Consider the following 20022-nt stretch of genomic DNA (forward strand, 5'->3'; position numbering starts at 1 on the left):
TTCAGAGCCCAAGGGTTCAAGAGTATAAACAACAAGCATATAAGGAAAAGATAGAATGGCTAAGGGGCAATCTTTGCAAGATCCGTTCCTCAACGCTCTGCGTCGGGAACGTGTTCCAGTTTCTATTTATTTGGTGAATGGTATTAAGCTGCAAGGTCAGATTGAATCTTTTGATCAGTTCGTGATCCTGTTGAAAAACACGGTCAGCCAGATGGTTTACAAGCACGCGATCTCGACCGTGGTGCCGTCTCGTCCGGTTTCTCACCATAGTAACAACGCGGGTGGCGGTTCTAATAACTACCATCACAGCAACAACGCACAGCCATCTTCCGCTGCCTCTCAGGATAGCGAAGACGCCGAATAAGGCCAGGCTGTTGCTCCATGTCGGGGGACCAGTTCGTCTGTGTTCCCCGCTGGTATTTTAAGAGGGTTTACGCTTGTTTGACCGTTATGATGCCGGTGAGCAGGCGGTGCTGGTACACATCTATTTTACGCAAGACAAAGATATGGAAGATCTCCAGGAATTCGAATCCCTGGTCTCTTCCGCCGGTGTCGAAGCATTACAGGTGATTACCGGTAGCCGTAAAGCGCCGCACCCAAAGTATTTTGTTGGTGAAGGTAAAGCCGTTGAGATTGCCGATGCAGTCAAAGCCACTGGGGCGTCTGTTGTCCTTTTTGATCATGCGTTGACCCCGGCTCAGGAACGTAACCTTGAGCGCCTGTGCGAGTGTCGCGTTATCGACCGCACCGGGCTGATTCTTGATATTTTCGCCCAACGTGCGCGCACCCATGAAGGGAAGCTGCAGGTTGAGCTGGCGCAGCTGCGCCATTTAGCCACGCGACTGGTGCGCGGCTGGACCCACCTTGAGCGCCAGAAAGGCGGTATCGGCCTGCGTGGGCCGGGTGAAACCCAGCTGGAAACCGACCGTCGCTTACTGCGTAACCGTATTACTCAGATCCTCTCGCGGCTGGAGCGCGTCGAGAAGCAACGAGAGCAGGGACGTCGGTCGCGTACCAAAGCCGATATTCCTACCGTCTCACTGGTGGGCTACACCAACGCCGGCAAATCCACCCTGTTTAACCAAATCACCACGGCCGAGGTGTATGCAGCCGATCAGCTGTTTGCGACACTCGACCCGACGCTGCGCCGCATTGATGTCGCAGACGTTGGCGAAACGGTGCTGGCGGATACCGTAGGGTTTATCCGCCACCTGCCGCATGATTTAGTGGCGGCGTTTAAAGCGACACTGCAGGAAACCCGTCAGGCGACGTTGCTGCTGCACGTCATTGACGCGGCGGACGTGCGGATGGCGGAGAACATCGAGGCGGTAAATACCGTACTCGAAGAAATCGACGCCCATGAAATCCCGACGCTGCTGGTAATGAATAAAGTCGACATGCTGGAAGATTTCGAGCCGCGTATCGACAGAAACGATGAGAATGTGCCCATCCGCGTGTGGCTTTCCGCGCAGACGGGGGCGGGCGTGCCACTGCTTTTCCAGGCCCTGACAGAACGTCTTTCCGGCGAAATCGTCCAGCATGCGCTGCACCTTCCGCCAGAAGCCGGACGTCTGCGGAGCCGGTTTTACCAGCTTCAGGCGATAGAAAAAGAGTGGATGGAGGAGGACGGTTGCGTCGGGTTGCAAATTCGCATGCCGATTGTCGACTGGCGTCGCCTCTGTAAACAGGAACCGGCATTGGTTGACTACGTGGTCTAACCGGCTGGCCGAAGCCTGAAAATATTCCCCTTTGGGGGGTACCCGGATGGACCCCGGTCGCGTTATGCCGCCCGCGTGTGTTTCTCTTTCGCAGAATGAAACACGCGCCTGGCATAAGGCGGCCTGGAGAACGAAAGGTATATCACCGCATAACAAATATGGAGCATAAACATGGCGTGGAATCAGCCCGGTAATAACGGACAGGACCGCGACCCGTGGGGAAGCAGCAAGCCTGGCGGCAACTCTGGGGGAAATAAAGGCGGTCGCGAGCAGGGGCCGCCGGATCTGGATGATATCTTCCGTAAGCTCAGTAAAAAGCTGGGCGGGATTGGCGGTGGTAAAGGCGGCGGTTCTTCGCAGGAGCCGCGTGGTCATATCGGCGGCCGCGTGGTAGGCATTGTCGCGGCGGCTGCGGTCATCTTATGGGCCGTCACCGGGTTCTATACCATTAAAGAGGCCGAACGCGGCGTTGTGACGCGCTTTGGCAAATTCAGCCATCTGGTTGAGCCGGGTCTCAACTGGAAGCCAACCTTTATCGATGAAGTGGTGCCGGTCAACGTGGAAGCCGTGCGTGAGCTGGCAGCCTCCGGCATCATGCTGACCTCTGACGAAAACGTTGTGCGCGTGGAAATGAACGTGCAGTACCGCGTGACCGATCCGCAGCGCTACCTGTTTAGCGTCGCCAATGCGGACGACAGCCTGCGTCAGGCCACTGACAGCGCCCTGCGCGGTGTTATCGGCAAATATACGATGGACCGTATTCTGACGGAAGGGCGTACCGTTATTCGTAGCGATACCCAGCGCGAGCTGGAAGAGACGATCCGTCCGTACAACATGGGCATTACGCTGCTGGACGTCAACTTCCAGGCGGCTCGTCCGCCGGAAGAGGTGAAAGCGGCGTTTGACGACGCGATTGCCGCACGTGAAAACGAGCAGCAGTATATCCGTGAAGCGGAAGCGTACACCAACGAAGTGCAGCCGCGCGCGAACGGCCAGGCACAGCGTATCCTTGAAGAGGCGCGTGCGTACAAAACCCAGACTATCCTGGAAGCGCAGGGTGAAGTGGCGCGTTTTGCGAAGATCCTGCCGGAGTATAAAGCCGCGCCGGAAATCACCCGCGAGCGTCTCTATATCGAAACCATGGAAAAAGTGCTTAGCCACACCCGTAAAGTGCTGGTTAACGACAAGGGCGGCAACCTGATGGTCCTGCCTCTCGACCAGATGCTGAAAGGCGGTTCCGCGCCTGCCGCCAGCGACGACAGCAACAGCGGCAATCCACTGCTGCGTCTGCCGCCGGTTTCCGGCAGCGGCAACAGCGGCGCGAGCAACAGCGTGTCCTCTGGCCGTGGCGATATTATGGATCAACGCCGTGCCAACGCGCAGCGTAACGATTACCAGCGCGAAGGGAGTGAATAACGATGCGTAAGTCAGTCATTGCGGTAATCATCATCGTGCTGGTGGTGCTTTACACCTCAATTTTTGTGGTGAGAGAGGGTGAGCGCGGCATCATCCTGCAATTCAGCAAAGTGGTACGCGACAGCGATAACAAACCAAAAGTGTATGAGCCTGGCCTGCACTTCAAGATGCCGTTTATCGAGTCGGTGAAGACGCTGGACGCCCGTATCCAGACTATGGATAACCAGGCGGATCGTTTCGTCACCAAAGAGAAAAAAGATCTGATCGTCGACTCCTACATTAAGTGGCGCATCAGCGATTTCAGCCGTTACTACCTGGCGACAGGCGGCGGCGATGTTTCTCAGGCGGAAGTACTGCTTAAACGTAAATTCTCTGACCGTCTGCGTTCTGAAATCGGTCGCCTTGACGTGAAAGATATCGTCACTGACTCCCGTGGTCGTCTGACGTCTGAAGTGCGTGAAGCGCTGAACTCTGGTTCCGCGGGTACGGAAGATGAAGTCGAAACCCCGGCAGCCGATGACGCTATCGCATCAGCGGCCAAGCGTGTTACGGAAGAGACCAACGGCAAAGTGCCGGTGATCAACCCGAACAGCATGGCAGCGCTGGGTATTGAAGTGGTTGACGTGCGTATCAAGCAAATCAACCTGCCGGCGGAAGTCTCCGAGGCTATCTTCAACCGTATGCGCGCCGAGCGAGAAGCGGTAGCTCGTCGTCACCGTTCGCAGGGTCAGGAAGAAGCTGAAAAACTGCGCGCTGCGGCGGATTACGAAGTGACCCGTACGCTTGCGGAAGCGGAGCGTCAGGCGCGTATCCTGCGTGGTGAAGGCGATGCCGAAGCCGCGAAGCTGTTCGCCGACGCGTTCAGCCAGGATCCGGATTTCTACGCCTTTATCCGTAGCCTGCGCGCCTATGAAAGCAGCTTCAACTCCAATCAGGATGTGATGGTGCTGAGCCCGGACAGCGATTTCTTCCGCTATATGAAAACGCCGGCCAATAGCGCTCGCTAAGCCCTAACCCTTAAACAAGAGCCGGTCATTACCGGCTCTTTTTTTATCCAGGTTTTACATACCATGAATACAACAGTTTTGCTGGCGCTCGCGCTGGTGCTGGTGGTTGAAGGGCTCGGCCCGCTGCTTTTTCCGCGCTTATGGCGACGCATGATAGTCTCGGTAGCGCAATTGCCGGATACCTTACTGCGTCGTTTTGGCGGCGGTCTTGTGGTGGCCGGGATAGTTATCTACTACATGTTGAGGAAAACGATTAACTGAATAAAATTCGGGCATAATCGACGAAATTTGTATACAAAAAGGGCTGAACATCAGGAAAGCTGGTGTTAGAATCCTTTTTTAAGCAAACGGTGATTTTGAAAAAATGGGTAACAACGTCGTCGTACTGGGCACCCAATGGGGTGACGAAGGTAAAGGGAAGATCGTCGATCTTCTGACTGAACGGGCTAAATATGTTGTGCGCTACCAGGGTGGTCACAACGCCGGCCATACTCTCGTAATCAACGGTGAAAAAACCGTCCTCCATCTTATCCCCTCAGGTATTCTTCGCGATAACGTCACCAGCATCATCGGTAACGGCGTTGTGCTGTCGCCTGCGGCGCTGATGAAAGAGATGAAGGAACTGGAAGACCGCGGTATCCCGGTTCGCGAACGACTGCTGTTATCTGAAGCCTGCCCGCTGATCCTTGACTACCACGTCGCGCTCGACGTGGCGCGTGAGAAAGCGCGTGGCGCCAAAGCCATCGGCACCACGGGTCGCGGCATCGGCCCGGCCTACGAAGATAAGGTGGCACGTCGTGGTCTGCGCGTAGGCGATCTCTTTGATAAAGCGACTTTCGCCGATAAGCTGAAAGAAGTCATGGAATACCATAACTTCCAGCTGGTGAACTTCTACAAAGTTGACGCGGTCGACTACCAGAAAGTACTGGACGACGTGATGGCGATTGCCGACGTGCTGACCAGCATGGTCGTTGACGTTTCTGATCTGCTGGATCAGGCGCGTAAACGCGGCGACTTCATCATGTTTGAAGGCGCGCAGGGTACGCTGCTGGATATCGACCACGGCACCTACCCGTATGTGACCTCCTCCAACACCACCGCCGGCGGCGTGGCGACCGGTTCCGGTATTGGCCCGCGTTATGTGGACTACGTGCTCGGCATCATCAAAGCCTACTCCACCCGCGTTGGCGCAGGCCCGTTCCCGACTGAGCTGTTCGACGACATCGGCGAATTCCTGTGCAAAAAAGGTAACGAATTCGGTGCCACCACTGGCCGTCGCCGTCGTACCGGCTGGCTGGATGCGGTCGCGGTACGCCGTGCCGTGCAGATCAACTCCCTTTCTGGCTTCTGCCTGACCAAACTGGACGTGCTGGACGGTCTGGAAGAGGTGAAAATCTGCGTCGCTTACCGCATGCCGGATGGCCGTGAAGTCACCACCACTCCGATGGCGGCGGATGACTGGGAAGGTATCGAGCCGATTTACGAAACCATGCCGGGCTGGTCTGAATCCACCTTCGGCGTGAAAGAGCGTAGCGGTTTGCCGCAGGCGGCGCTGAACTACATCAAACGTATTGAAGAAGTCACCGGCGTGCCGATCGACATCATCTCTACCGGTCCGGATCGTACCGAAACCATGATCCTGCGCGATCCGTTCGACGCGTAAGACACCCAGGGCGCGGCGATCGCGCCCTCTGTTTTTCCCGGATTTTACCCGCCTTTTTCAAATAAATTAGCCGCCTGACATCTGGCTGGTTTATCATCAACATATCGCCCTGTGGGCGAACCGCGTTTTTCCCCTCCCATACTCTGAGGTTGATGTGCAGTTAACGAGTTTTACCGATTTCGGGCTACGGGCTTTGATCTATATGGCGTCTCTGCCGGAAGGCCGCATGACCAGCATTTCTGAAGTCACTCAGGTGTACGGCGTCTCCCGCAATCATATGGTCAAAATTATCAACCAACTGAGTCGTGCGGGCTACGTAACCGCCGTGCGGGGTAAAAACGGCGGGATCCGCCTTGGCAAACCGGCCGCGACCATCCGCATCGGTGATGTCGTGCGCGAGCTGGAACCCCTGTCTATAGTGAACTGTAGCAGCGCGTTCTGTCATATCACGCCCGCGTGTCGCCTGAAACTGGTGCTGGGTGGGGCGGTAGAACGCTTTCTTCAGGAACTGGATAACTACACGCTGGCCGATTTAGTGCATGAAAACCAGCCGCTCTACAAATTATTGCTGGTGGAATGACGCATTCGCGCCACAGATGACAACGGAGGAACCGCCATGTCACAAGATCCTTTTCAGGAACGAGAAGCTGAGAAGTACACCAATCCCATCCCGAGCCGGGAATTTATCCTCGAGCATTTAACAAAACGTGAAAAACCGGCTAACCGCGATGAACTGGCGAACGAACTCGGCATTGAAGGCGAAGAGCAGCAGGAAGCGCTGCGTCGCCGCTTACGCGCGATGGAGCGCGACGGCCAGTTAGTCTTTACCCGCCGCCAGTGCTACGCGCTGCCGGAACGTCTTGATCTGCAAAAAGGTACCGTGATCGGTCACCGCGACGGTTACGGTTTTTTACGCGTCGAAGGACGCAAAGACGATCTTTATCTCTCCTCAGAGCAGATGAAAACCTGCATTCACGGCGATATCGTGCTGGCGCAGCCGCTCGGATCGGATCGTAAAGGTCGCCGTGAAGCGCGTATCGTGCGTGTGCTGGTGCCAAAGCAGAGCAATATCGTCGGCCGCTATTTCACGGACGCCGGCGTCGGCTTCGTGGTGCCAGACGACAGCCGTCTGAGCTTTGATATTCTTATCCCGCCGGAAGAGATTATGGGCGCCCGCATGGGCTACGTCGTGGTCGTCGAGCTGACCCAGCGTCCTACCCGTCGCACCAAAGCAATCGGTAAAATCGTTGAAGTGCTTGGCGACAATATGGGCACCGGCATGGCCGTGGATATGGCGCTGCGTACCCATGAAATTCCCTACGTCTGGCCGAAAGCCGTCGAAGAGCAGATTGCGCACCTGAAAGAAGAGGTGCCGGAAGAGGCGAAAGTCGGACGCGTCGATTTACGCAACCTGCCGCTCGTCACCATCGACGGCGAAGACGCCCGCGACTTTGATGACGCCGTCTTCTGTGAGAAGAAACGCGGCGGCGGCTGGCGCCTGTGGGTGGCTATCGCCGATGTCAGTTACTACGTGCGTCCCCCGACGCCGCTTGATGACGAAGCGCGCAACCGCGGTACGTCGGTTTACTTCCCGTCGCAGGTCGTTCCGATGCTGCCGGAAGTGCTCTCGAACGGGCTGTGTTCGCTTAACCCGCAGGTTGACCGTCTCTGCATGGTCTGCGAGATGACCATCTCCGCCAAAGGCCGCCTGACTGGTTATAAATTCTATGAAGCGGTGATGAGTTCGCATGCCCGTCTCACCTATACCAAGGTGTGGCACATTTTGCAGGGCGATGAAGATCTGCGTAGCCAGTATCAGCCGCTGGTGAAACATCTTGAAGAGTTGCATCACCTCTATAAAGCGCTGGAAGAGGCGCGCACCGAGCGCGGCGGCATCTCGTTTGAGAGCGAAGAGGCGAAGTTTATCTTTAACGCCGAGCGCCGTATCGATCGCATTGAGCAGACCCAGCGTAACGATGCGCACAAGCTCATCGAAGAGTGCATGATCCTCGCCAATATTTCGGCGGCGCGCTTTGTCGAGAAGCACAAAGAGCCGGCGCTGTTCCGTATTCACGATCGTCCGACCAACGAGGCGATTACCTCATTCCGTTCGGTGCTGGCGGAGCTGGGTCTGGAGCTGCCGGGCGGCAGCAAGCCGGAGCCGCGCGATTACGCCGAACTGCTGGATTCTATCGCCGATCGTCCCGATCACGAGATGCTGCAAACCATGCTGCTGCGCTCGATGAAACAGGCGATTTACGATCCGGAAAACCGCGGCCACTTTGGCCTGGCGCTGCAATCTTATGCGCACTTTACTTCGCCGATTCGCCGCTACCCGGATCTTACGCTGCACCGCGCGATTAAATATCTGCTGTCGAAAGAGCAGGGCCATGAAGGCAACACCACCGAAAGCGGCGGCTACCACTACACGATGGAAGAGATGCTGCAACTGGGCCAGCACTGCTCCATGACCGAGCGTCGCGCCGATGAAGCCACCCGCGAAGTAGCGGACTGGCTTAAATGCGACTTCATGCAGGATCAGGTCGGCCAGACTTTCTCCGGCGTGATTTCCAGTGTGACCGGCTTTGGCTTCTTTGTACGTCTCGCGGATCTCTTTATCGACGGTCTGGTGCACGTCTCCTCGCTTGATAACGACTACTACCGTTTCGATCAGGTCGGCCAGCGGTTGATCGGCGAGTCCGGCGGGCAGACGTACCGCCTGGGCGATCGCGTCGAGGTTAAAGTCGAAGCGGTGAACATGGACGAGCGTAAGATTGATTTCTCGCTTATCTCCAGCGAACGTGGGCCGCGCAACGTGGGTAAAACCGCGCGCGAACGCGAGAAGAGAGGCGGTGGCGGTAAAAATCGCAGCCGCCGCCAGGTTGGCAAACGCCAGAACTTCGAGCCTAACGACGCGTTCCGTAAAGAGAAAGGCAACGGCAAGGCGAAGCCTGAGAAAAAAGCCAAAAAGCCGTCGGAGAAAACCGCTAAAATCGCCGCCGCCACCAAAGCGAAGCGCGCGGCGAAGAAAAAGCGCGACAGCTAATCGCGGGGCCTGTGCGTCAGGCCCAACGCATCATCGTATGCTTTATATTTGTTGCTGAAAACCGGGCGGCTCGCCGCCCATAACGAGTACCATTCATGAGTGAAATGATTTACGGCATCCACGCGGTGCAGGCCCTGCTGGAGCGCGCTCCCGAGCGTTTTCAGGAAGTGTTTATTCTGAAAGGGCGTGAAGATAAACGTCTGCTGCCTCTTATCCACGCGATCGAAGCGCAGGGCGTGCCGGTGCAGGTGGCGAACCGCCAGTGGCTGGATGAAAAAGCCGACGGCGCGGTGCATCAGGGCATCGTGGCGCGCGTGAAGCCGGGGCGTCAGTATGGCGAAAACGATCTGCCGGATCTGCTGGCGGCGCATGCTCAGCCGTTCCTGCTGATCCTGGATGGCGTGACCGATCCGCATAACCTCGGCGCCTGCCTGCGCAGCGCCGACGCCGCGGGCGTCCATGCGGTGATTGTGCCGAAAGACCGCTCCGCGCAGCTCAACGCGACCGCTAAAAAAGTCGCCTGCGGCGCGGCGGAAAGCGTGCCGCTGATCCGCGTCACGAACCTGGCGCGCACCATGCGTCTCTTGCAGGAAGAGGACGTCTGGATAGTCGGTACGGCGGGCGAGGCGGATCATACGCTGTATCAGAGCAAAATGACCGGCCCGCTGGCGCTGGTGATGGGCGCAGAAGGCGAAGGCATGCGCCGTCTCACCCGCGAGCACTGCGACGAGCTTATCAGCATCCCAATGGCGGGCAGCGTTTCTTCGCTGAACGTCTCGGTGGCGACGGGCATCTGCCTCTTTGAAGCCGTGCGTCAGCGCAGCTAATTTTCAAACCCTCTGCGGAGGGTTTTTTTATTTCCGCTGCGTTTTTTCGCATCCCTGCCGATAACTCCCTGGCCTGTGTAAAGTTTTATTAAAGCATCAATAACGCTAAACTCCGCTGCTACTATAAGCGCCACAGGCTATTCACCTGTTGAATAAATACCTCTAACTGGATTCAGGAGAAGAAATCGTGCAGACATTCCACGGACTGATGGCGTTTTGCGCTTACTTTTTTATCGGGCTGGCGATGATCAATTGCTTTATGTTCATCTACACCCGAATTACGTCCCACGACGAGTGGCAGTTAATTAAAGAGAATAACAGCGCGGCGGCTATTACTTTCGGCGGCGCGATTTTAGGTTATGTCGTGCCGCTCGCCAGCGCTGCGATCAACTCCGTCAGCATTATCGACTATCTGATTTGGGGGGCGATCGCGCTCGTCGTCCAGCTTATAATCTACGCTGGCGTGCGTTTATACATGCCGAAACTGAGCGAAAAAATTATTAACCGCAACGTTGCGGCCGGTATTTTTATGGGCGTGGCGTCGCTGGCTGGCGGTATTCTTAACGCGGCCTGCATGACCTGGTAAAAGAGAGAAAACAAGGAAGAACATGGCGGCAGCAAGGAAAAAACGCGGTAAGAAAAAACCGTTCAATCCGGTGGCGCAGGGCGCCGATTTAAAATCGTATTCGCGCCCGGAGCCGGACAGGAAAGGGCCGAAAATATTAACCCTCGCCATTATGGGCGGAGCGGCATTTTTCGGTCTTAAAGCCTGTCAGGATGATGGCGATAACGACAATGACGGCGACGGGGTGTATTACGCGACGCCGCAAGAGTGCAGCGCCGACGGTCATCCGGCAGACATGTGCACGAATGCGTGGAACACCGCTAAAGCCGAATTCGAAAAAGATATTCCTCCGAATCTCACCTGGGATGCCTGCAGCACCCGCTACGGCAACGCCTGCTACTACGACGGCGCGGCGAAAACCTGGGTGCCGATGATGGCCGGCTTTCTGCTGGCCAGCAACGCGAATAAAAAGCGTGAGCTGGATGACTCTTCTTCGACGTATTACACCTCCAGCACAGGTTATCACTATTACTACACGCGCCCCGTGTGGCAAAATGGCTCTGGCGACTATGTCTGGCGCGGCAGTAAAAGCACGACGGCGAGCAGCCACGGCCTGGTGACCCGTAGCGCCACGACGATTTCCCGCGGCGGCTTTGGCCGCTCATCAGGCTCCCGCAGCAGCTGGGGAGGCTAAATGCTCCGCCATCAGACACCGGTACGGCCCGATCTCGCGCGTATCGCCCATGAACACGGCTTTCACTTTCACATCATCGATGATGAGATCTACTGGGATGAAAGCCGCGCCTATCGCTTTACGCTGCGCCAGATTGAAGAACAGATAGAAGCGCCCACCGCCGAGCTGCACGAGATGTGTCTTGAGATAGTCGATCGCGCCGTGCGCGATCAGGCGATGCTTGAGCGTCTTGCGATCCCCGAGCTGTACTGGGATGCCATCGCCGACAGCTGGAAAGCGCAGGATCCGTCCCTCTACGGACGCATGGATTTTGTCTGGACCGGGCAGGGGCCGGTGAAGCTGCTGGAGTACAACGCCGATACGCCCACTTCGTTGTATGAGTCCGCCTATTTTCAGTGGCAGTGGCTGGAAGACGCGCGACGCCACGGCACGATCCCGCGCGACGCCGATCAGTTCAATTCTATCCAGGAAAAGCTGATCGCCCGTCTGGCCGGAATAACCACACCCGATCCGCTCTATTTCAGCTGCTGTCAGGCGTCCGAAGAGGATCGCGGCACGGTGCTGTATCTGGAGGACTGCGCGCGTCAGGCGGGGCTGGAGACGCGCTTTATCTATATCGAGGATATCGGGCTGGGTCTCGGCGGCGTGCTGACGGATCTGGACGATAAGGTGATTCGCCAGGCGTTTAAGCTCTATCCTCTGGAGTGGATGTTGCGCGACGACAACGGCCCGCTGCTGTGCAAGCGTGCCGAGCGCTGGTATGAGCCGCTATGGAAAAGCATTCTCAGCAATAAAGGGCTGCTGCCGCTGCTCTGGGCGCATTTTCCGGGGCACCCAAACCTGCTGCCGTCCTGGTTTGCCGACGATTTTTCACGCGAGCGGCACGAGGTGGCGCAGGCGCTTTCCGGCTACGCAGGCTATGTGCGCAAGCCGCTCTTCTCACGCGAAGGCGGCAATGTGACGCTGTTTGATAACGACGCGCGCGTGCTGGCGCAGGAAGACGGCGACTACGGCCATGAACCGGTGATCTGGCAGGCGTTTCAGGCGCTGCCGCGCTTTGGCGACAGCTATACGCTGCTTGGCAGTTGGGTCGTCGGCGACGAGCCTGCCGGTATCGGCATCCGTGAGGATGGCTCGCTCATCACCAAAGACACCTCACGCTTCGTTCCGCATTACATCGCCGGCTGACGGCTTTTCGCTTTTGTGAAGCGCGCGGGCGGTTTCTTTTCCCTCGCCATCCATACTTACTGGCGTTGCCACAGGTAAGGAGAGGGAATATGCACTGGCAAACCCATACGGTGTTTAACCAGCCCGTCGCGCTCAATAACAGCAATCTTTTTCTTTCCGATACGGCGCTGCGCGAGGCAGTGCTGCGCGAAGGCGCAGGCTGGGACGCGGAGCTGCTCGCCAGTATCGGCCAGCAGCTCGGTACCGCTGAATCGCTGGAGCTGGGACGGCTCGCCAACGTCAACCCGCCGGAGCTTCTGCGCTACGACGCCCGTGGCGAGCGCCTCGACGACGTGCGCTTTCACCCGGCCTGGCACCTGCTGATGCAAGGGCTGTGCGCCAACCGCGTCCATAATCTTCCCTGGAGCGAGACCGCGCGCGAAGGCGCGCTGGTGGCGCGCGCCGCGCGCTTTGTGCTGCATGCGCAGGTCGAGGCGGGCACGCTCTGCCCCATAACCATGACCTTCGCCGCCACGCCGCTGCTTCAGGCCCAGCTGCCGCCGCTGTTCGCCGACTGGCGCGCGCCGCTTGCCAGCGATCGCTACGATACCCATCTGCTACCCGGCGCCCAGAAACGCGGGCTGCTCATCGGCATGGGAATGACGGAAAAGCAGGGCGGCTCGGATGTACTCAGCAACACCACCCGCGCGGAGCCTGTTTCCCGGCGCGGCGCGGGCGAAGCCTACCGGCTGGTGGGGCATAAATGGTTTTTCTCGGTGCCGCAAAGCGACGCGCATCTGGTGCTGGCGCAGACGAAAGGCGGGCTCTCCTGCTTTTTCGTGCCGCGGTTTCTGCCGGACGGGCAGCGTAACGCAGTGCGGCTGGAGCGCCTGAAAGAGAAAACTGGCAATCGCTCAAACGCCAGCAGCGAGGCGGAGTTTCTGGACGCGCTCGGCTGGCTGCTGGGGGAAGAGGGCGAAGGCGTGCGCCAGATCCTGCGGATGGGCGGCATGACGCGCTTTGACTGCGCGCTCGGCAGCCACGGGCTGATGCGCCGCGCGCTGGCGGTGGCGCTCTATCACGCGCATCAGCGTCAGGCGTTCGGCAAAAACCTTATCGACCAGCCGTTAATGCGGCAGGTGCTGGGGCGCATGGCGCTTCAGCTGGAAGGCCAGACCGCGCTGCTGTTTCGTCTTGCGCGCGCCTGGGCGCAGCGCGAATCGCCGCATGAAGTGGCTTTTGCGCGGCTTTTTACGCCAGCGGCGAAATATAGCGTCTGCAAAGGCGGCATTCCGTTTGTGGCGGAGGCGATGGAAGCGCTGGGCGGTATTGGTTATTGCGAGGAGAGCGAACTACCGCGTCTCTACCGGGAGATGCCGGTCAACAGTATCTGGGAAGGCTCCGGCAATATCATGTGTCTTGATGCGCTGCGGGTGCTGGCGCGCCAGCCGGGCGTGATGGAGATGCTGAGCGACGAGTTTGATGCGGTGAAAGGGCAGGACCGGCACTTTGATCGCGCGTGGCGGCAACTGGCCGGGCAACTGCGTCGCCCGGATGAAGCGGCCGGGCGCGCCATTACCGGCCAGCTCTTTTTACTGGCGACCGGCGCTCAGGTGCTGCGTTCGCTGACGCCGCCGCTGGCGCAGGCCTGGTGTCGGATGATGCTGGATACCCGTGGCGACAGCCCGCTACCGGAACCGGTGCTGGCGCAGGCGCTGCTGCGCGCCACGGGCGGGGCAGGCTGATCAGGCCTTGAGGCGGAACAGGCTCACCAGCTCGTTCAGGTGATGACCTTTCTCGCGCAGCACCTGTGCGGTCTGCTCGCTGCGCGTCACGCGCTCGGCATTGATGTGAGTGGCTTCGCCAATCTGATGCATGGCGATATTCACCTGACCAATACCCGCAGACTGCTCGTGCGAGGCGTGGTTGATCTCCGTGACCAACTGGTTGATCTGGCCGATACGGCCGATGATCGACTCCATCGCCTGGCGCGTCTGCTCAGACAGCGCATGGCCTTCGCTCACTTTGGCGAGCGTGTCGCTGATGAGCTGCTCTATCTCTTTGACCGCGTTGGCGCTGCGTGCCGCCAGCGCCCGCACTTCCTGAGCCACCACCGCGAAGCCCTTGCCGTGCTCGCCCGCGCGCGCCGCTTCCACCGCGGCGTTTAACGCCAGGATGTTGGTCTGGAAGGCGATAGATTCAATCACGTGAGTGATATCCGCGATGCGCTGGGAGGCGCTGCGGATGTCGTTCATGGTGGTCACCGCGTTGCTGACGGTCGCGCCGCCTTGCTGTACGGCGTCGGACGCTTCTTTCACCAGGCCCTGGGTCTGCTCCATGTTCGCGGCGTTCTGCTGTACCGTGGCCGCCAGTTGCTCCATGCTTGCGGACGTTTCCTCCACGCTGCTGGCCTGCTTGTTGATCTGCTCGCTGATCTCGCCGCTGTCGGACGCCAGCGCGCGGGTACCCTGGCTGATTTCGCCTGCGGCATCGCGCACCTGCGTCACGATCTGCTGTAAGCCGTTGCCGATGCCGTTAATGGCATCGATAAGCTGGCCGACTTCATCGTGACGACGGGTGTCGATGGTATCGCGCAGATCGCCTGCGGCGTACTGGCGCGCGAGCGTGATAACGTTACGCAGCGGTGTGGTGAGCCAGCGGCGAACGGTCCAGACAAAGGCGGCCGCAAAGAGCAGCGACACGATCACCCCGGCGGCGAGGAACTGGTTGCGCATGCTGTTCACGCCGCTGAGCAGCGTCGCTTTGTCTACTTCGCCCACAATCGCCCAGTTCCAGCCCGGCAGTTGCGTAAAGCTCAGCAGCGCGGTGCGGCCATCCGGCTTTTTCATCTCCAGCGTGCCTTGCGGCTGCGTCAGCACCGGGGTCAGGATCGCCTCCGGCCATGCCGGACGTTTGCCTTCTTCGCTCGGATGAAAAAGGAACTGGCCGTAGGTTTTGCCTGGCGCGCGGTTGATAACGTAGAAATGCCCGCTCTCACCAAGGCGACGGCTCAGGATTTTATTGCGCATCACCTGCCAGGAGTTGGTGATATCGACCCCGACGAAGAGGATGGCAATCACCTGGCCGCTGGCGTTTTTTACCGGTTCATACTGCGTGATGTAGCGTTTTCCGAACAGCAGCGCCAGGCCGCGGTAGGTTTCGCCTTTCATCACAGGCGCGAATGCCGGGCTTGCGGTGTCGAGCTGTGTGCCGATAGCGCGGCTGCCGTCTTCTTTGCGAAGCGAGGTCGCCACGCGTACGAAGTTATCGCCGCTGCGCACAAACAGCGTAGCGATAGCGCCGGTACGGGCCAGAAAGTCGTCAGGCAGCGCGTTGTTTTCATGCAGGGACGTCTCGCCGCCCTTAAGCATCGGCACGCTAATGCCGTTAATGCTCTGCATCTGGCTGTCGTCGCGGCTGACAGGTTGCGGAATAAAGCTGTTAAAGAGTTTTGTGAAGCTCGCCACCTCTTCATTGAGGCTGCTGTCGAACATCTGCGCCATATCCACCACGCTGGTGGTCTGGTTATGCAGATCTTCGAGCGCCAGCGCTTCCAGCTGCTGGCTGGCTTTGTGACTTAAAGCAAACGTGAATAACAGGAAAAGCGCCGCTACTGCGACGCCCGTGAGGAAGGAGAGCTTCGCGCCCAGTCCCCAGCGTTGAAATGAAAGTGTCATAAATTAGCCCATGTGCGCTTAATATTCCGCACCTTCAACGGCACGTGAGCGCTAACATTTAGTGGCTAAATGTAACCATTTGTTTCAAGTTAAATTGATTTAGATCATTGCAAGGATAAATAAAATACAAAATTTAGCTAAAGAACGTTCAACTATAGATAATTGCCTGCACCCGCCAGTTATCGGGGCGGTGATTTTCATGCATCTGAATAATTCGATAATACGCCGCGCCCTGCTCGTCCGCTTTATAAGCGATGACTTTTTCTATCTCCTGCGGCGTGCCGGAAATATCATTGACCGAAATAACGCCGATTTCATTTAAGCCAGTGACCCGATCGGCGTTCACCTCTTCAGCGGACTGCGCGGAAGTGGTAATCAGACCCGCGGATAACAACAGCGACGTTAAAGCCAGCGATCGTTTCATTGTCAGCTCCCTTACACCTGTTTCGATAAACGCAGCGCTCCGGTTCCCGGCGCAGTCCGAAAGCTATTGTGCAGCAGGTACGATCAATGCACGCAAAGCAGTGTAAATTTTGCTAAATAAAACGACGGCTTACGCTTACTTTCGGTACAAAATGGCTTGCGCGTGCCAGCGGCCCGGCAACAGGGTGTCGTCATTAGAGACCACCTGATAGTAATCCGCGCCAGCGGCACCCGCTTGTGCGGCGATATCGCGCAGCGCATCGTCTGGCGAGCCATATTGCAGGGTGGTGACGGTGCCCATTTTCGTGAGCCCCTGCGTCTGGTAACGCTGGATCTCCTGTGGGTGATCCGCCACCGGCGGCGCAGGTTGCGGCGTGCCCTGCAGGGCGCTGCACGCGGTGAGTGTCGCCACCATAAATAAAGGAATGAGCCGTCGCATAAGCATTCTCGTTACCTCAGGCTTAGAGTGTAGTGAGTGTAAGGGAATCAGGGCGTTGAATATCCCGGTTTTGCCAGGTAAAGCGCGCTTTTTTCACTATAAAATTGCAAAAGCGTAATCCATCTCTCAACCCGCTAAAAACCCTTACGCGTTGCGCTCGTCTGTACATCATGGCATACCTGCCGAATGACGTTGCGCAGGAGATAAGTATGATCGAAATTTCAACACGGCGGTTTGCCGGCATCGAAGCGCTGCATGCCGCACCGGCAGGCGCGGATGCAATGGCGCTGCCGACGGTACTGTTTTATCACGGCTTTGCCTCGTCCAAAACGGTCTATAGCTATTTCGCCGTCGCGCTGGCGCAGGCCGGGTTTCGCGTAGTGATGCCGGACGCGCCCGATCACGGCGCGCGCTTTAGCGGTGACGCGGCGCGCCGCATGACGCAGTTCTGGCATATTCTTCACGCGGCCATCACGGAATATCCGCGGCTTTATGACGCGCTGCGAGAAGAAGGGCTGGTGGCGGAAGGCAAATTCGCTATCGGCGGCGCGTCGATGGGGGCGATGACCGCGCTCGGCATTATGACGCATCACCCCGAAGTGCGGGCAGTCGCGGCGCTAATGGGCTCCGGTTACTTCACCTCGCTCTCCCATACGCTCTTCCCACCGGATGCCGGTGAGGCTGACGCCATTCGGGCCGCGCTGGCGCCCTGGGATGTCGACACGCAACTGACGCGCGTCGCGGATCGCCCCTTGCTGCTCTGGCACGGCGAAGACGATGATGTAGTGCCTGTGGCGCAGAGCCAGCGTCTCGCCGACGCGCTGCGCGGGGGCGGGCTTGATGCGCATCTCACGTGCGCCTGGCAGGCGGGGGTTAAACACCGCATCACGCCCGAAGCGCTGGAGGCGGCAGTGGCCTTTTTCCGCCGCCATTGTTAAGCGCCGCGCCAGGCAAAAACGCCATTGCACTTTTTTTTACCAATTACCTTGAGTTTACCGGGGTGCGAAAGTAGAATGACGCGTCAATTTTTCAGCCGCCCTTTAATCACGTTCCTTGCCTCCCCGGGCCGCGGCTGACCCAGACAGGAGGCTGAATAATCCGTAAGGAGCAATTCGATGCGTCATTACGAAATCGTTTTTATGGTCCATCCTGACCAGAGCGAACAGGTTCCGGGCATGATCGAGCGCTACTCTGCTGCCATCACTGGTGCAGAAGGCAAGATCCACCGTCTGGAAGACTGGGGCCGCCGTCAGCTGGCTTACCCGATCAACAAACTGCACAAAGCACACTACGTTCTGATGAACGTTGAAGCGCCGCAGGAAGTTATCGATGAGCTGGAAACTACCTTCCGCTTCAACGATGCCGTTATCCGCAGCATGGTTATGCGTACCAAGCACGCCGTAACTGAAGCCTCTCCGATGGTTAAAGCGAAAGACGAGCGCCGCGAGCGTCGCGATGATTTCGCTAACGAAACCGCAGATGATGCTGAAGCTGGGGATTCTGAAGAGTAATTCTGATGGCCAACCGTCTGGTGTTGTCCGGCACCGTGTGCAGGGCACCCCTTCGTAAGGTCAGCCCATCAGGAATTCCTCATTGCCAGTTCGTGCTTGAGCATCGTTCTGTGCAGGAGGAGGCCGGTTTCCACCGGCAGGCGTGGTGTCAGATGCCTGTAATAATCAGCGGGCATGAAAACCAGGCCATTACTCACAGTATAACGGTCGGTACGGCAGTCACCGTTCAGGGGTTCATCAGTTGCCACAAGGCAAAGAACGGACTGAGCAAAATGGTGCTGCATGCCGAGCAGATTGAATTGATAGATTCTGGAGACTAGCCAAATGGCACGTTATTTCCGTCGTCGCAAGTTCTGCCGTTTCACCGCGGAAGGCGTTCAAGAGATCGACTATAAAGATATCGCTACGCTGAAAAACTACATCACCGAAAGCGGTAAGATTGTCCCGAGCCGTATCACCGGTACCCGTGCAAAATACCAGCGTCAGCTGGCTCGCGCTATCAAACGCGCTCGCTACCTGTCCCTGCTGCCGTACACTGATCGTCATCAGTAATCGGTCACGGTCCATTAATACGACTTTGAGAGGATAAGGTAATGCAAGTTATTCTGCTTGATAAAGTAGCAAACCTGGGCAGCCTGGGCGACCAGGTAAACGTTAAAGCGGGCTACGCTCGTAACTTCCTGGTTCCGCAGGGCAAAGCTGTGCCGGCTACCAAGAAAAACGTTGAGTTCTTCGAAGCACGTCGTGCTGAACTGGAAGCCAAACTGGTTGACGTTCTGTCCGCTGCTGAAGCTCGCGCAGAGAAAATCAATGCGCTGGGCACCGTTACCATCGCGTCCAAAGCGGGCGACGAAGGTAAACTGTTCGGTTCCATCGGTACTCGCGACATCGCTGACGCTGTCACTGCAGCTGGCGTTGACGTGGCTAAGAGCGAAGTTCGTCTGCCGAACGGCGTTCTGCGTACCACTGGCGAACACGAAGTGGACTTCCAGGTTCACAGCGAAGTATTCGCTAAAGTGATTGTAAACGTGGTTGCTGAGTAAGTTCTTACTCGACTGCACGTAAAAACGCCGGCCTCGCGCCGGCGTTTTGCTTTTCTGAGCCGCTGAAAATATTCAGCGTACGCGTAAGAAACTGCCGTCCGGCTGGCGGGTAAACAGCACCTGCTGGTTATCGCCCGTATCAATGGTCAGCGCCGTCACGACGCCGCTGGCATTCTGACGCACCTGTACCATCTGCCCCTGCTGAAGATTACTGAGCGGCTTCCCGTCGCCTTCCACTTTTGCCATCGCATAGACATCTTCCGGCGGAAGATTATGGTCGCGGAACAGTTGCGCCAGCGTTTTGCCGGACTCTACGCGATAGGTGCGCCACTGCTGCTCAATATCGTTATTCTGGAAGGGTTGTACCGGCGCGCCGGAAGCGGGCTGCTGAACGTTCGCCTCAGGCGTTTCTGCGGGAGAGACAGCCTGCGGCTGGACGGGCGGCTCCGGCGTGCGGTTGAAATCGAGTTCGGCGTCGCGTCGCTGCGGCGTATTCGGCGCGTCGGGAGAAGGCCATAGAAAGCACAGCACGATGACTATCGCGCAAAGAATAATGCCGCGTCGGTGTGCCGGGGGCAGCGGATCCATCAGCCGGATACGGTCCGGGGCGTGCCATATCTGCGCCAGCAGCGGTTTAATTCGTCCGGGCATGTCTTCTCCTCATTTACTCCAACGCTATCGCCGCGCCAGTGTACCATTATAGCGCGCTAACTGTTTGATGCCGGTAGTAAAGCGCGCATTCGTGAGCGCCACGGCATCCCGCGCGCCGGAGGATTATTTTACCCGACGTGGCGCTGCTGTTATGCTGCCCGCTAATTTTCCCATT

The 20022-nt window shown here is 57.8% G+C and carries 22 protein-coding genes; 18 read left to right on the forward strand and 4 right to left on the reverse strand.

Annotation, left to right across the window (positions count from 1 at the left end; genetic code table 11):
* Positions 1–55 precede the first annotated feature (55 nt).
* From hfq to AFK63_RS01245, 13 genes are all read left to right on the forward strand, one after another.
* Positions 56–364: an RNA chaperone Hfq gene (gene hfq, locus AFK63_RS01185; RefSeq protein ID WP_004385293.1), complete on the forward strand. Its 309-nt coding sequence runs from the start codon at positions 56–58 to the stop codon at positions 362–364.
* Between the two features lie 73 nt (positions 365–437).
* Complete coding sequence (hflX, locus tag AFK63_RS01190) at positions 438–1718, forward strand: ribosome rescue GTPase HflX (RefSeq protein ID WP_038867521.1); 1281 nt, start codon at positions 438–440, stop codon at positions 1716–1718.
* A 171-nt stretch (positions 1719–1889) separates the two neighbouring features.
* Complete coding sequence (gene hflK / locus AFK63_RS01195) at positions 1890–3134, forward strand: FtsH protease activity modulator HflK (RefSeq protein WP_038867523.1); 1245 nt, start codon at positions 1890–1892, stop codon at positions 3132–3134.
* A gap of 2 nt (positions 3135–3136) precedes the next feature.
* Complete coding sequence (hflC, locus tag AFK63_RS01200) at positions 3137–4141, forward strand: protease modulator HflC (RefSeq protein WP_038867525.1); 1005 nt, start codon at positions 3137–3139, stop codon at positions 4139–4141.
* A gap of 63 nt (positions 4142–4204) precedes the next feature.
* Positions 4205–4402 carry a DUF2065 domain-containing protein gene (locus AFK63_RS01205; protein WP_007709257.1) on the forward strand — a complete coding sequence of 66 codons (198 nt, stop codon included), beginning with the start codon at positions 4205–4207 and terminating at the stop codon, positions 4400–4402.
* Positions 4403–4505: 103 nt separating this feature from the next.
* On the forward strand, positions 4506–5804 hold the full coding sequence (locus tag AFK63_RS01210) for an adenylosuccinate synthase (protein WP_038867528.1): 1299 nt from the start codon (positions 4506–4508) through the stop codon (positions 5802–5804).
* A gap of 154 nt (positions 5805–5958) precedes the next feature.
* Positions 5959–6384 carry a nitric oxide-sensing transcriptional repressor NsrR gene (gene nsrR, locus AFK63_RS01215; RefSeq protein ID WP_038867530.1) on the forward strand — a complete coding sequence of 142 codons (426 nt, stop codon included), beginning with the start codon at positions 5959–5961 and terminating at the stop codon, positions 6382–6384.
* 36 nt (positions 6385–6420) lie between these two features.
* On the forward strand, positions 6421–8850 hold the full coding sequence (gene rnr / locus AFK63_RS01220; RefSeq protein WP_038867532.1) for a ribonuclease R: 2430 nt from the start codon (positions 6421–6423) through the stop codon (positions 8848–8850).
* Positions 8851–8945: 95 nt separating this feature from the next.
* Positions 8946–9677: a 23S rRNA (guanosine(2251)-2'-O)-methyltransferase RlmB gene (gene rlmB / locus AFK63_RS01225; protein ID WP_038867534.1), complete on the forward strand. Its 732-nt coding sequence runs from the start codon at positions 8946–8948 to the stop codon at positions 9675–9677.
* Positions 9678–9864: 187 nt separating this feature from the next.
* The gene (locus AFK63_RS01230) at positions 9865–10263 is read left to right on the forward strand and encodes a DUF350 domain-containing protein (protein ID WP_081642103.1); all 399 of its coding nucleotides are present in this window, start codon (positions 9865–9867) and stop codon (positions 10261–10263) included.
* 22 nt (positions 10264–10285) lie between these two features.
* Positions 10286–10936 carry a DUF1190 domain-containing protein gene (locus tag AFK63_RS01235; RefSeq protein WP_038867540.1) on the forward strand — a complete coding sequence of 217 codons (651 nt, stop codon included), beginning with the start codon at positions 10286–10288 and terminating at the stop codon, positions 10934–10936.
* A complete protein-coding gene (locus AFK63_RS01240; RefSeq protein ID WP_038867542.1) occupies positions 10937–12124 on the forward strand; it encodes a glutathionylspermidine synthase family protein in 1188 nt (395 codons plus the stop codon).
* An 89-nt stretch (positions 12125–12213) separates the two neighbouring features.
* Positions 12214–13848: an isovaleryl-CoA dehydrogenase gene (locus AFK63_RS01245; RefSeq protein ID WP_038867544.1), complete on the forward strand. Its 1635-nt coding sequence runs from the start codon at positions 12214–12216 to the stop codon at positions 13846–13848.
* Here the strand turns inward: AFK63_RS01245 and AFK63_RS01250 are convergent, their stop codons facing one another.
* The 3 genes from AFK63_RS01250 to bsmA form a co-directional block, all read right to left on the reverse strand.
* A complete protein-coding gene (locus tag AFK63_RS01250; protein WP_038867547.1) occupies positions 13849–15780 on the reverse strand; it encodes a methyl-accepting chemotaxis protein in 1932 nt (643 codons plus the stop codon).
* 148 nt (positions 15781–15928) lie between these two features.
* Positions 15929–16204, reverse strand: coding sequence for a YdgH/BhsA/McbA family protein (locus AFK63_RS01255; protein ID WP_038867549.1), 276 nt, complete (start codon positions 16202–16204; stop codon positions 15929–15931).
* A gap of 135 nt (positions 16205–16339) precedes the next feature.
* Entirely contained in the window at positions 16340–16648 is a 309-nt protein-coding gene (bsmA, locus tag AFK63_RS01260; protein WP_038867551.1) for a biofilm peroxide resistance protein BsmA, read from the reverse strand.
* A 203-nt stretch (positions 16649–16851) separates the two neighbouring features.
* On the opposite strand from bsmA, the gene yjfP reads away from it, so the two are divergent.
* The 5 genes from yjfP (at position 16852) to rplI (ending at position 19196) form a co-directional block, all read left to right on the forward strand.
* Complete coding sequence (yjfP, locus tag AFK63_RS01265; RefSeq protein WP_038867553.1) at positions 16852–17580, forward strand: esterase; 729 nt, start codon at positions 16852–16854, stop codon at positions 17578–17580.
* Positions 17581–17757: 177 nt separating this feature from the next.
* A complete protein-coding gene (gene rpsF / locus AFK63_RS01270; RefSeq protein WP_001216673.1) occupies positions 17758–18153 on the forward strand; it encodes a 30S ribosomal protein S6 in 396 nt (131 codons plus the stop codon).
* 5 nt (positions 18154–18158) lie between these two features.
* Positions 18159–18473 (forward strand): primosomal replication protein N, encoded by a 315-nt coding sequence (gene priB / locus AFK63_RS01275; RefSeq protein ID WP_032966206.1) that lies wholly within the window; start codon positions 18159–18161, stop codon positions 18471–18473.
* 4 nt (positions 18474–18477) lie between these two features.
* The gene (gene rpsR / locus AFK63_RS01280; protein WP_000135199.1) at positions 18478–18705 is read left to right on the forward strand and encodes a 30S ribosomal protein S18; all 228 of its coding nucleotides are present in this window, start codon (positions 18478–18480) and stop codon (positions 18703–18705) included.
* A gap of 41 nt (positions 18706–18746) precedes the next feature.
* The gene (gene rplI, locus AFK63_RS01285) at positions 18747–19196 is read left to right on the forward strand and encodes a 50S ribosomal protein L9 (RefSeq protein ID WP_038867556.1); all 450 of its coding nucleotides are present in this window, start codon (positions 18747–18749) and stop codon (positions 19194–19196) included.
* 72 nt (positions 19197–19268) lie between these two features.
* Here rplI and AFK63_RS01290 read toward each other — a convergent pair whose 3' ends face one another.
* The gene (locus tag AFK63_RS01290) at positions 19269–19847 is read right to left on the reverse strand and encodes an OapA family protein (RefSeq protein WP_038867559.1); all 579 of its coding nucleotides are present in this window, start codon (positions 19845–19847) and stop codon (positions 19269–19271) included.
* Positions 19848–20022 lie beyond the last annotated feature (175 nt).

Source organism: Cronobacter muytjensii ATCC 51329 (assembly GCF_001277195.1).
Taxonomy (GTDB): Bacteria; Pseudomonadota; Gammaproteobacteria; order Enterobacterales; family Enterobacteriaceae; genus Cronobacter; species Cronobacter muytjensii.